The organism is Streptomyces cinnabarinus, from assembly GCF_027270315.1.
In the GTDB taxonomy this organism is placed as follows: Bacteria; Actinomycetota; Actinomycetes; order Streptomycetales; family Streptomycetaceae; genus Streptomyces; species Streptomyces cinnabarinus.
The window spans coordinates 6,981,851-6,993,418 of record NZ_CP114413.1 but is presented as its reverse complement, the minus strand read 5'-3'; the positions used below and the strand labels follow the sequence as shown (position 1 = coordinate 6,993,418).

Genomic DNA, 11,568 nt, shown 5'->3' with positions numbered 1-11,568 from the left:
GGCCATGGCAGGCGTGTTCGTCGCCTCCGTCGTGCTGACGGTGCTCGGCCTGGTGGGGCTGGCGCACTGGCTGCTGGCCTGACCGCGACGGCTCAAGGAGAGGAAAAGGAGAGGAATCGGCGTGAGCGACATTCCCGGCGGGGCCATGGCCAACCGGCCGGTCCACTTCATCTGGCTGCTCGACTGCTCGTATTCGATGCAGGGCGAGAAGATCGGCCAGCTCAACTACGCGATCAGAGAGGCGATCCCGGAGATGCGGTCGGTGGCGCACGACAACCCGGCCGCCCAACTCCTGCTGCGCACGGTCAAGTTCTCCACGACGGCGCAGTGGCACCATCAGACCCCGGTCCCGGTCGACGACTTCACCTGGCAGGACGTCCAGGTGGACGGCACGACCAACCTCGGCGAGGCGCTCACCCTGGTCTCCCGGGAGCTCCAGAGCCCGCCGATGCCGCAGCGGGCCCTGAAGCCGGTGCTGGCGCTGGTGTCGGACGGGGTGCCCACGGACGACTGGAAGGCCGGTCTGAAGGCGATCGACGCGACGCCGTGGGGCCGTAAGGCGGTCCGGGTCGCCATCGCGATCGGCGCCGACGCCGACCGCTCGGTCCTCCAGGAGTTCCTCGGCAATCCGGAACTCCAGCCGCTGGACGCCAACAGCCCCAAGCAGCTCGCGGCGGCGATCCGCTGGGCCTCCACGGCGGCCGTGAAGGCGGCCTCGCAGGCGGTGGCGGGCCCGGCCGACCCGCTGGCGAAGCAGCCGTACGCGCCGCCGGTACTGGACGACGATGACGATGACGACGTGTGGTGACGCTCGGGGTGCGGCGCTGGGACACGATGGGCGACAGCGTCCAGGGCGTCGGCAAGCGGTGCAACCAGGACTGGTGGGCGTGCGAGGGCACCGGCGCCGGGGACGAGCCGCTGGTGCTGGCGGTGGCGGACGGGCACGGCTCGGCGGCGCACGCCCGCAGCGAGCTGGGGGCGCGGTTCGCCGTGGACCGGTTCGTGGGGCTCGCGGCCGGCTTCGGCCGGGCGGCCCGGGACTGCCATGAACCGGGGCGGCTGGCCCGGCTGATGGCCTACGCCCGCGACGACTTCCCGCGCGCCCTGGTGCACGAGTGGCGGTCGGCGGCGCTCGGTCACTGGGACCGGCACCGCTCGGTCGCCGACGGCGAAGCGTCCGAGCCGGAGGCGGGCGAGAAGCTGCTGCTGTACGGCACCACCCTGATCGGCGCCGTGCTCACGCCGTGGCTGTTCGTGGCCTGGCAGATCGGTGACGGCGATCTCGCGGTGGTCGAGCACGACGGTGCGCTGCTGCGGCCGCTGGCCCCGGCCGAGGAGGACCTGGGCGACGAGACGGAGTCGCTGTGCGGCGCAGAGGCCTGGCGCGCGGTGCGCACGCACTGGGCGCCGCAGTTCGACGAGGCGCGCGGGCCCCGCCTGGTCGTGCTGTCGACGGACGGTCTGTCGAAGAGTTTCGCCTCGGCCGACGGGTACCGGGAGTTCGTCGTGGGGCTGGACGACCGGTTGACGGAGGAGGGCGCGGACGGGGTGCGGGCCGTGCTGCCGCAGTGGCTGCGGCAGGCCTCGCGGTACTCCGGGGACGACACGACGCTGGTGGCCGCGCTGCGGCCGGAGCACCTGGCACTGGAAGCGGAAGAGAAGACGGAGAGTTGAGCGATGAGCGGCATGCTCGACAGCGGGACATGGCTGGCCGTGGACAACGGCGAGGAGGTCGAGATCATCGGCATGCTGGGCGCCGGTGGTCAGGGCGAGGTGTACCGGGTGCGCACGGCGGCCGGGGACAAGGCCCTGAAGTGGTACTACCCGACCTGCGCGACACCGGAGCAGGAGGCGATCGTCCAGGAGCTGGTGGAGCGGGACTTCGACGACGACCGGTTCCTGTGGCCCGAGGCGTATGTGCCCGCGCAGGGCGGTTCGTTCGGCTACCTGATGGAACTGCGCCCGGAGCGCTTCAAGGGGCTGCCCGATCTGTTCCGCCGCCAACTGCGCACCACCACACGGGCCTTGCTGACGGCCTGTCTCTACACGGTGGAGGCGTATCAGGCGCTGCACTCACGTGGCATCGCCTACCGGGACATCTCCTGGGGCAATGTCTTCCTCGACCCGGCCACCGGTGACGTGCTGGTCTGCGACAACGACAACGCCGTGGTGGAGGGCGACACGAGCGGGATCTCGGGGACGATGAAGTTCATGGCCCCGGAGCTGGTGCGCGCCGATCCGGGTGCCCGGCCGGGCACCCAGTCCGACCTGCACTCGCTGGCCGTGCTGCTGTTCATGCTGCTGATGAACCATCATCCGCTGGAAGGCAGACGCGAGTTGGGCATCCACTGCCTCGACGAGAACGCGGAGAAACGGCTGTACGGCAAGAGCCCGCTGTTCCTGTTCGATCCGGCGGACAACTCCAACGCGCCCGACCCGATGGAGCACGCGACGGTGCTGGCGACCTGGGACGCGGCGGTCGGCACCCTCCAGGACCTCTTCACCCGCGGCTTCACCACCGGACTGCGGAACCCCGCGGCCCGGGTGCGCGAGACGGAGTGGCGCAACGCGCTGCGGGCGGTGCTGGACTCGGTGGTGGAGTGCGCCTCCTGCGGGCGCGAGAACATGACCGAGCCGGGCGAGAACCCGCCGCCGAGGGCCTGTTGGGGGTGCGGGACGCGGCTGATGCTGCCGCCGCGGCTGACGGTGACGACCCCGCCGCCGCACGCCCGGCATCACATCCGGCTGCGCCGCTCGGCCCGGGTGCAGGCCCACCATCTGCTCCCGGAGCCGGCCCGGCACGACTGCTCGGACCGGAGCCTGGTGGCGGAGCTGGTCGAACACCCCGCCAAGCCGGGCCGGTTCGGCATCGCCAACCGCTCGCAGGAGACCTGGACGGGCACCCGCACGGACGGTACGTCCCAGCAGGTCGCCCCCGGCCAGACCGTACCGCTGCGCTCGGGTCTGGAACTGGACCTCGGGGGCGGGGTACGGGCGGTGGTGCGCGCCAAGTAGCTCACAGGCCCAGGACGCGTCCGATCTCCTGGGCCAGCGCCAGCCCGCCGCTGCCCGCCGCGACCCCGATGCCGATGGTCTCCAGGGCGGCCCGGATCCGCCCCCGGTCGGCCGCACGGCCGTCCTGCCCGGCACCGGCCAGCTCGCCCTGGATGACCTGGGCCTGCGGGACGAGCGCGGGGCTCTCCACCCGCAGCCGCTCGACGAGCTGGTCAGCCAGACGCAGCAGGGTCGCGGCGTCGGTGCCGTTGTTGATCTCCATCCGGCCGTGGTCGCCGAAGATCGCCGGGCCGTTGACGTTGTTGATGTGGTAGTTGCTGCCCATGTACCGGCTCCTGTTTCCGTTCCCGGGTCAGGGCTTCGCCGGCGGTTTCCCGCCGCCCGCGCCGCCGCCCCCGCTGCCGCTTCCGCCCTGCGGCCCGCCGCCCTGGGGGCCGTTGTTGTGCTGGGTGCCGCCGGCGCCGAAGATGGCGGGCCCGTTGACGTTGTTGACGTGGTAGTTCTGCGTGATGATCTTCTGCGCGTTGTCGAAGGAGCTCGTGTCGACGTTGTGGTCCTTCAGGAAGCGCTCGGTCGCGGTCAGCACACCCTGCTGAAGGCGGACGAGGTAGTCCAGCGCGTCCATGCGCTCCGCGTAGCCCGCCTGCTCCCAGTCACCGTGCAGCTCGCGCAGGCTGGTGGCGGCGCCGTAGTCGACGATGAGGTGCTGGTTCCTGACCTTGCGGCGCAGCTTGCGCAGCGCGCGCTCGTTCTTGTACAGCCAGCGCGAGCGCTCCAGCATGCGGCTGGGGGCACCCCCCAGTTCGGACCAGGTGTGGGTGGTGGCGTACTTGGTGAGGCTCCACCAGCGGTCGAAGCGGGCCAGCGGGAGGGTGTCGACCTCGTGGAAGCGGGCTTCGAGCGGCGGAATCGCGTAGGCGGCCACCTCCCAGCTGAGGCTGGGCTTGGCGAGTATCGCCCGCAGATACATGGAGACGATGAGCCGTCCGCCCTCGCCGACGCGTTCCAGGCACAGATGGGTGCGCATGCCCGCGCCGCGCTGTTGCAGACCGGCCTGGACCAGCTGCTTGGGGACGTGTGCGTTCGGACGCCCGGTGCGGTCGGGGACCAGCTCCGGGAGCAGGTAGGCGTTGCTGCCGACGACGTAGAGCCGGTTCCTGGTGCGCAGTCCGTCGAGGCCGGAGATGCTCTCCATCCGCCGGGCGACATAGGTGTGCAGGTCGATGGCGTCGAAGTCGGTGACGGCGAGTTTGGTGCCGCCCGGGCCCTCGGCCGGTTCGCTGACGTCGATGGGACCCCAGATGATCTCCCTCTCCTGGAGCCGCATACCGCTGCCGACGAACGGATTGACGAACGCCGTCTCGTCGGCGTACGGCAGGACGTTGGAGCGCTTCAGTTCGTTGAGCCGCGTCTCGGCGTCCTCCTCGACGGGCGGGGCGAGCGTCTCCGGCTTCTCGGTGCCGCGGTACACCTGCTGGGCCGCGCCCCTGGCCCGGGCCTGGGTGTGCCGGACCAGCCCCCAGGTCACGACGAGGACGCCCGCGGGGCCGTAGACCGCGACCATGACGAGGGAGCCGTGTCCGGCGAACAGGGACCACAGGGCCACCAGCAGCGAGCCGATGAACAGGGCGCCCAGCACGGCGAGTTGGCGGTCCAGCACCTTTCTGCGCCGGACGGCCGCGCGCGCGTGGCGGGCCACGGCCACGAAGTTGATGCCGAGGGTGAGTCCGATCGCGGTGAGCCGGTCGCCGGTGAGGTCGCGGTCGATGTCGCGGGCGAGGTCGTCGTGGAGGTGGACCGTGGCGCAGAACCGGCGCGTCACACCGTCCTTGCGGTACTGCGGCAACAAGGGTAAGACTCTGCCCGCCACGCCGACCCGCCCCCCTGTTGCCGAAGTCCCGCGGCTCTCACCTTAGGGACAACAGGTGCCATTTGTCGCGGAGTTGGCCATCCCGAGCAGCTCCTCCAACGGCAGTGAACCGGGCGCGCGCCCCTCTCGTGCGAAGGTGTTCGCGAGGTGCTGGAGCAGTTCGTTCAGCGGGGTCGGTACGTCGTGCAGGCGGCCGAGGAGTGCGATCTCGCCGCTGAGGTAGTCGGCCTCGATCGTGCCGGTCCCCCGGGCCAGTGACTGCCAGGAGGAACCGCCGGCCCGCTCGACCCCGCCGAGCGGGACCAGGGTGACCTTGTCGCCGCGGGCCGCCCGCTCCTCCTCGGGGCTCACGAACTCGATACCGGCCGCGTCCAGTGCGGCCACGGCCTCCGCTCGCACCTGCTCGAAGAAGGTGACCGCCTCCCGCCGCGCCGCCGGCCCGCTCACCGCCTCCAGCGCGTTGCCGATGTTGCCCAGCAGCTTGGCGTACTGCCAGCGGGTCACGTCCGGCACCACCGGCGCCTCGAAGTGGGCCTTCTCCAGGTCGGCGGAGATCCGGTGGAGGGTGTCGTCGGTGCCGCGGGGACAGCGGCCGAGGTGCAGGATCCCGGTGAGCGGGATGCAGGGTGCGGAGATCACGCCGGGTTCGAGGAAGGTGGCGGGCAGCCACACGCAGACGCCGTACACGCGCCGGAAGACCCGCAGGGCGAGGCGGGGGCCCTCCACGCCGTTCTGCGCGCACAGCACGGGCAGTCGCTCCGCGGCCGTGCCGCCGCCTTCGACGGGGGCCGCTCCCCAGGTCCGCAGCGCGGCGGCGGCGTCCTGGGTCTTCACCGCGAGGAGGAGCACGTCGTCGGGGCGCAGCGGGCCGAGTTCGTCCGGCTCCCCGACCGCCGGCAGCCGGTGGACGTACTCGCCGTCCGGTGTGGTGAGCCGCAGCCCGTGCTCCCGGAGGGCCGCCAGGTGTGCGCCGCGCGCCACCAGGACGACCTCGTGCCCCGCCCCCGCGAGCCGTCCGCCGATGGCCCCGCCGACGGCTCCTGCTCCGATGATGATGTATCGCATGCGACGAGCCTCGCACGGCTAACTACTGGTCATCTCCATGAGTTTGACCACGGTGTTCCAGTTGCGGCTGGTCGCGGTCAGGCCCTTGGTCACGCCGGGCTTCGCGAGCTGCTCGGCGAGCTTGGAGCGGCCGAGGCCGTCCGGGGCGTAGAGGTAGAGGCAGCGGTCGCCGAGGCGGAACTCCTCCGGCAGGAAGGCGGACCGGTCGATCCCGGCGAAGCGCTCCTCGTCGACCGGCTCGGAGAAGTACGTGACGTGCAGCTGCTTGCCCTCCAGTTCGGCGGCCGGGAAGGGACAGGCGTCGACGACGGCCGACAGATAGGCGTGGTCGTGGACGATGACGTCGACCGGGAACCCGAACCGCCGCTCGATCGCCGCCGCGATCCGCGCGGTCCAGGACCGCGCGTCGCCCTCCCCCGCGGCGAAGACGGCCTGGCCGCTCTGGAGGTAGGTGCGCACGTCGTCGAGGCCGAGGCCGGTCAGCAAGGTACGCAGTTCGGCCATCGGGACCTTCTTGGCACCGCCCACGTTGATGCCCCGCAGCAGCGCCGCATACGTCGTCGTCATGGGCACACCCTAGGGCCTGTCGTTTGGATCAGGCCGGCTGCAAGAAGGGGGCTGGTCGGAGGGGCCGAGCGGGGTCCGCGGCTGCGCGTGCCAGACCCCGCGACGCCGGACTGATCCAAACGGCAGGCCCTAGGTGGCCGTCGCGCCCCGTGGGGGTGGGCACGACGGCCGGGTCCGCTGGGGCGGACTGCGCTGAACTCTGGCCGATCCAAGGGGTGTGGATCAACTACTACACGCACCTGTGACTTACGCAACAAGCTTTCGTAATGACAAAGAGTCCCCAAATAGATGTAAGGGGCCTCCTCCTCCCCAGTGGGGAGAAGGCGGGGTCCAGGGGGATGATTCCCGCCGCGTTCACTTCACCGAGCAGCACGACGAGATGCCTTTATCCGCCCCATACCTTCGAAACGAAAGGTGGCGGCAGGGGGCTGCCACCGCGCACGAGGGGGCAAGCCCATCATGGGGAACGGAGACATACGGGTGCGGGGCCTGGCCGCCCGGGCAGGCGGCTGGAGCGCCCGACATCGATGGGCTGCCATCGGCATCTGGTTGCTGTTCGTCGTCCTGGCGATGGGGCTCAGCTCCGCGGTGGGCCGGGTCGACGTCGACGAGAGCCAGGCGCTCAAGGGCGAGACGAAGACCGCCGCGCAGATCATCGACGACGCCGGGATCGACGAGCCCGCCGGTGAGACCGTCCTGGTCCAGGCGAAGGACGACGGCCTGAAGGCCACCGACTCCGAGTTCCGCGCCGCGGTCACCGCGGTGATGGACGCGGTCGAGGGGACCGGCAAGGTCACCGACATCAGCTCGCCGTACGACACGGACACCGTCTCCAAGGACGGCCGCAGCGCGCTGGTGCAGTTCGACATGCGCGGGGACGCGGAGACCGCGGCCGAGCGGGTCGAGCCGGTGCTGGACGCGGTGGCGAAGGTCCAGGGCGACCACCCGGCGCTGACGATCGAGGAGATCGGCAGTGCCAGCATGATGAAGACGTTCGACGACGCGTTCGGCGACGACTTCAAGAAGGCCGAGTACTCGGCCGTGCCGGTGGCCCTCGGCATTCTGCTGATCGCCTTCGGCGCGCTGGTCGCGGCGCTGCTGCCGGTGCTGCTGGCGATCACCGCGATCATGGCGACGATGGGCCTGATGGGCATCGTCAGCCATGTCATGCCGATGGGCGATGTCGCCAACTCGGTGATGCTGCTGGTCGGTCTGGCCGTCGGCGTCGACTACTGCCTGTTCTATCTGCGCCGTGAGCGCGAGGAGCGGGCCGCCGGGCACGACTCGCAGACGGCGCTGCGGATCGCCGCCGCCACCAGTGGCCGCGCGATCGTGGTCTCGGGTGTCACGGTGTGTGTGGCGATGGCGGGCATGCTGTTCACCGGTATCGCCGACTTCGAGGCGATGGGCCTGGCCTCCCTGATCGTCGTGGCGGTCGCCATGGTCGGTTCGGTGACCGTGCTTCCCGCGCTGCTCTCGCTGCTCGGCCACCGCGTCGAGAAGGGCCGGATCCCCTTCCTGCACCCGGAGAGCAAGCTGCGCCGCAAGCGTTCGAACGCCAACCAGGACAGCCGGCTGTGGACCGCCGTCCTGGGCGCCGTGCTGAAGCGTCCGGTCGTCTCGGTGGTCGTCGCGACCGGTGCGCTGCTCGCGGTCGCCGCGCCCGCGGTCGGCATGAAGACCCAGAACCTCACGCTGGACCAGGAGTTCGGCGACTCGCTGCCCATCGTGCAGACCTACAACCGGGTCAACGAGGCCTTCCCCGGCGGCTCCGAGCCGGCCGAGGTGGTCGTCAAGGCGGACGACATCAACTCCGCCGAAGTGCAGGGCGCCCTGGCCGACTTCAAGAAGGAGGCCGTGGCCTCGGGGGCCTCGCGCGGCCCGGTCGAGATCAAGCTGCACGACGCGCAGAACCTCGCATTCGTCTATGTCCCGCTGGTCGGCGGTTCCGACCTCGACAAGGCGGGCGAGAGCCTGGAGAAGCTGCGGGACGAGGTCCGTCCGGCCACGCTCGGCAAGGTGGACGGCGTCGAGGCGCCGATCACCGGGCAGGTCGCGGGCAGCCATGACTTCAACAACCAGCTGGCCGGAGCGGTCGTCCCGGTCTTCGCCTTCGTCGTGGTCTTCGCCTTCATCCTGATGCTGCTGTCCTTCCGCTCGCTGACCATCGCGATCACCTCGATCGCGCTGAACCTGCTGTCGGTGGGCGCGGCCTACGGCATCCTGGTCGCCGTCTTCCAGCACGGCTGGGGCGCGTCCCTGGTGGGCGCGGAGGGCGTCGGCGCCATCATCACCTGGCTGCCGCTGTTCCTCTTCGTGATCCTGTTCGGCCTGTCGATGGACTACCACGTGTTCGTGGTCTCGCGGATCCGCGAGGCGCGGCTGAAGGGCCGTACGACCAACGAGGCGATCAAGCACGGTGTGGTCACCACGGCGGGCGTCGTCACCAGCGCCGCGGTCATCATGGTCGCCGTGTTCGCGATCTTCGGCACGCTGTCCATGCAGTCCATGAAGCAGATGGGTGTCGGCCTGGCGGCGGCGGTGCTGATCGACGCGACGATCATCCGGGGCGTGCTGCTCCCGGCGGTCATGGCGCTGCTCGGCGAGCGCAACTGGTACCTGCCGACCTGGATGAACCGGCTCCCGGACCTCACCCACGACGAGGCACCCGAGGTGGTCACCCGGCAGGCGCGGGACGACGAGGGGGAGCGCGTCCCGGTCTGAGCCCGACCGCATGAAAGCGGCTCGATAGAACGGAGGGCCCGTCGACTCACGGGGGAGTCGACGGGCCCTCGAGCATGTTCAGCGCGTGGGCAGTTCGGCCTCGATCAGGTCGGCCGCGCGCCGCGTACCGCCCTCCTCGGCCATCTGCGCCTGGAGCTCCTTCAGGCGCCGGGCGACCTCGGGGTCGCCGACGAGGGCGAGCGCGGTCTCCCGCAGCGCCTCGGCGGTGGCCTCCTCGGTCGGCAGGTGCCGGGCGACACCGAGCGCCTGGAGCATGTCCGCGTTGCCGAACTGGTCCACGGCCTGCGGTACGGCGATCATCGGGGTGGCGGTGGCCATGCCCTCCTGGCTGCCGCCCGCGCCGGCGTGGGTGACGAACAGGTCGGCCTGCTTCAGTACAGCCAACTGCGGCACCCACGAAGCCACTTCGACGTTCGCCGGTACGTCGCCCAGCTCGGCCGGGTCGACATGGCTGCCGATCTGGAGCACCAGGTGCCAGCCCGGCAGCTCCCCGAAGGCCCGGACGCACTCCCGGTAGAAGCCGGGCTGCTTGGTGAAGGCCGAGCCGAGCGAGACGAGGACGACCTTCTCGGCCCCGGCGGGACGCTGCCACTCCCCCTCGGCCGTGCGGTCGCCCTGGCAGGCGCCGACGAACGAGTACACGCTCTCGTCGACCCGGTCGGCGTTGGGCTGCAGCGCCTTCGGGATCAGCACCAGGGAGCGGTCGGGGCGGCCCGCGAACCGGTCCGGGTCGAGGGTGACGCCGTTCTCCTCCAGCCAGGCAGTGAAGCGGGCGTAGTAGGCGCGTCCGCGCTCGGTCTTCTTCGGCTCCGCCCACATCGGCTCGGCGATCTCCTCCTCGTACCCCTCCCAGGCGACGAGGTTCGGCGAGAGCGAGACGCAGGGCACGCCCCAGCGGTGGGCCAGGACCCGGGCCGGGTAGGAGGTGATGTCGTGCAGGACGAGGTCCGGTTCGTCGCCCTCGTAGGCCGCGACGAGCTGGGGCAGCGCCTGGATCGCGTCGGCCAGGAACGGCTCGACGTTGTCCAGCAGGGTGCTGCCCCACGCCTCCGGGTCGGCGTCCGGTCCCGGCAGGGTGGAGTTCCACCGCTTCGGCTCGGCGCCGGTTACGGCGACCTTGTCGGCGAACGCGGGCGGGATCGCGTAGGTGACCCGGTGCCCGCGCGCGACGAGCTCACGGATCACTTCGAGGCTCGGGTTCACGTGGCCGTGAGCGGCGATGGAGAACATGGCGATGTGTGCGGGTGAGGTCATGGGCACGAGAGTAAACGAGACGAGACGTCTCGTGCAACTAACTCGGTGATCCATGGCGTGACCCATGCCGCGACCCCTGCAGTGACCAATGCAGCCGAAGCCACCGCTCCGGCGCCACCTCCCCCACCAGGACCCGCCGGTCCAGGCCCGCCGCGTGGAACGCCGCGTCCACCCGGCGCCCGGGATGAACGCGGCGCAGGGAGGCGTGCAAGGAGCCGCCCACCCCCGAGAAGCCCAGTTCGACGAGGTGCCGCCAGCTCGCCTGCTCGGCGGGTCCGAGCAGCGGGGTGGGGCGCCGCTCGATGCGCAGGATCCCGGCGTCCACCCGGGGCGCGGGCCGGAACCGGGTCCGGGCGACACGTCCGACCAGCCGCCACTCGTGACGCGGCCAGCTGCGCACGGTCAGCAGGGTCCAGCTCCCGTAGTCGCCGGTGCGTTTGCGCGCGTACTCCAGCTGGGTGATCAGGGTGGCGTCGGTGAGGGCGAGGGCGCGCAGACACCAGTCGACGATGTCGGCGGTCCGCGAGAAGGGGACGTTCCCGGCGACCGAGAAGGGGGTCCGCGGGGGCCGGGCGGCGAGGAAGTCACCGCCGATGACGTGCACTTGGGGTGCGGCGGAGAAGCGGGTACACAGTCCCGGCAGGAGCCGGGAGTCGATCTCGTAGGCGCGCAGCTCGTGACAGCGGGGGGCGAGTACGGCGGTCAGCGCGCCCTTTCCGGCGCCGACTTCGAGCAGCAGGGCGGGGCGGTGGCCGGGCGGGACGGCGATGCGGGCGAAGCGATCGGCGGTGGCGCGGTCGGCGAGGAAGTTCTGCGAGAGCGCGCGGGAAACACGCGTGGGGCGGGCCATGGCCTGCGGTCCTTGTCTTCCGGGAAAGGGGAAATCGGCAGCCGAAGGCCCTGACCGGAAGACAGAGAAGGAAGTGCGGGGGCGGTCGCTGGATCAGCGGGTGAGGCTCCCCGGGCCGGTCAGGGCTCCGAGGCCGCGGCGCATCCGGATGGAGTGCGTGCAGCCCCGGCCGAGACCGGAGATGAAGATCGCGTTGAAGGCT

9 protein-coding genes and 1 pseudogene are annotated in these 11,568 nt (G+C 71.1%); 4 read left to right on the top strand and 6 right to left on the bottom strand.

Annotation, left to right across the window (positions count from 1 at the left end):
- The first annotated feature begins 145 nt into the window (after positions 1-145).
- From STRCI_RS31710 to STRCI_RS31700, 3 genes are read left to right on the top strand one after another with little or no spacing between them, the layout of a single operon-like run.
- Positions 146-808 (top strand): vWA domain-containing protein, encoded by a 663-nt coding sequence (locus STRCI_RS31710; protein ID WP_269664698.1) that lies wholly within the window; start codon positions 146-148, stop codon positions 806-808.
- On the top strand, positions 802-1,674 hold the full coding sequence (locus tag STRCI_RS31705; protein ID WP_269662377.1) for a protein phosphatase 2C domain-containing protein: 873 nt from the start codon (positions 802-804) through the stop codon (positions 1,672-1,674). The genes STRCI_RS31710 and STRCI_RS31705 overlap by 7 nt, the downstream gene beginning before the upstream one ends.
- Before the next feature lie 3 nt (positions 1,675-1,677).
- Positions 1,678-3,015 (top strand): protein kinase domain-containing protein, encoded by a 1,338-nt coding sequence (locus STRCI_RS31700; RefSeq protein ID WP_269662376.1) that lies wholly within the window; start codon positions 1,678-1,680, stop codon positions 3,013-3,015.
- 1 nt (position 3,016) lies between these two features.
- On the opposite strand, the gene STRCI_RS31695 is transcribed toward STRCI_RS31700, so the two are convergent.
- The 4 genes from STRCI_RS31695 to STRCI_RS31680 all read right to left on the bottom strand — a co-directional run bounded on the left by STRCI_RS31695 (position 3,017) and on the right by STRCI_RS31680 (position 6,517).
- Positions 3,017-3,340 carry a hypothetical protein gene (locus tag STRCI_RS31695; protein WP_269662375.1) on the bottom strand — a complete coding sequence of 108 codons (324 nt, stop codon included), beginning with the start codon at positions 3,338-3,340 and terminating at the stop codon, positions 3,017-3,019.
- Positions 3,341-3,367: 27 nt separating this feature from the next.
- Complete coding sequence (locus tag STRCI_RS31690) at positions 3,368-4,864, bottom strand: hypothetical protein (protein WP_269662374.1); 1,497 nt, start codon at positions 4,862-4,864, stop codon at positions 3,368-3,370.
- 63 nt (positions 4,865-4,927) lie between these two features.
- Entirely contained in the window at positions 4,928-5,950 is a 1,023-nt protein-coding gene (locus tag STRCI_RS31685; protein ID WP_269662373.1) for a ketopantoate reductase family protein, read from the bottom strand.
- Positions 5,951-5,968: 18 nt separating this feature from the next.
- A complete protein-coding gene (locus tag STRCI_RS31680) occupies positions 5,969-6,517 on the bottom strand; it encodes a DUF1697 domain-containing protein (RefSeq protein WP_269662372.1) in 549 nt (182 codons plus the stop codon).
- Positions 6,518-6,976: 459 nt separating this feature from the next.
- On the opposite strand from STRCI_RS31680, the gene STRCI_RS31675 reads away from it, so the two are divergent.
- Positions 6,977-9,241: an MMPL family transporter gene (locus STRCI_RS31675; protein ID WP_269662371.1), complete on the top strand. Its 2,265-nt coding sequence runs from the start codon at positions 6,977-6,979 to the stop codon at positions 9,239-9,241.
- A 78-nt stretch (positions 9,242-9,319) separates the two neighbouring features.
- Here the strand turns inward: STRCI_RS31675 and mgt are convergent.
- A pseudogene (mgt, locus tag STRCI_RS31670) lies at positions 9,320-10,553 on the bottom strand (macrolide-inactivating glycosyltransferase).
- Positions 10,554-11,366: an ErmE/ErmH/ErmO/ErmR family 23S rRNA (adenine(2058)-N(6))-methyltransferase gene (gene erm / locus STRCI_RS31665; protein ID WP_269662370.1), complete on the bottom strand. Its 813-nt coding sequence runs from the start codon at positions 11,364-11,366 to the stop codon at positions 10,554-10,556.
- Positions 11,367-11,568 lie beyond the last annotated feature (202 nt).

Excerpts from the sequence above, each read along its gene's own strand:
- STRCI_RS31680 (WP_269662372.1), bottom strand. The coding sequence starts at position 6,517 with ATGACGACGACGTATGCGGCGCTGCTGCGGGGCATCAACGTGGGCGGT.
- STRCI_RS31685 (WP_269662373.1), bottom strand. The coding sequence starts at position 5,950 with ATGCGATACATCATCATCGGAGCAGGAGCCGTCGGCGGGGCCATCGGC.
- STRCI_RS31710 (WP_269664698.1), top strand. The coding sequence starts at position 146 with ATGGCCAACCGGCCGGTCCACTTCATCTGGCTGCTCGACTGCTCGTAT.
- STRCI_RS31700 (WP_269662376.1), top strand. The coding sequence starts at position 1,678 with ATGAGCGGCATGCTCGACAGCGGGACATGGCTGGCCGTGGACAACGGC.
- STRCI_RS31695 (WP_269662375.1), bottom strand. The coding sequence starts at position 3,340 with ATGGGCAGCAACTACCACATCAACAACGTCAACGGCCCGGCGATCTTC.
- erm (WP_269662370.1), bottom strand. The coding sequence starts at position 11,366 with ATGGCCCGCCCCACGCGTGTTTCCCGCGCGCTCTCGCAGAACTTCCTC.
- STRCI_RS31675 (WP_269662371.1), top strand. The coding sequence starts at position 6,977 with ATGGGGAACGGAGACATACGGGTGCGGGGCCTGGCCGCCCGGGCAGGC.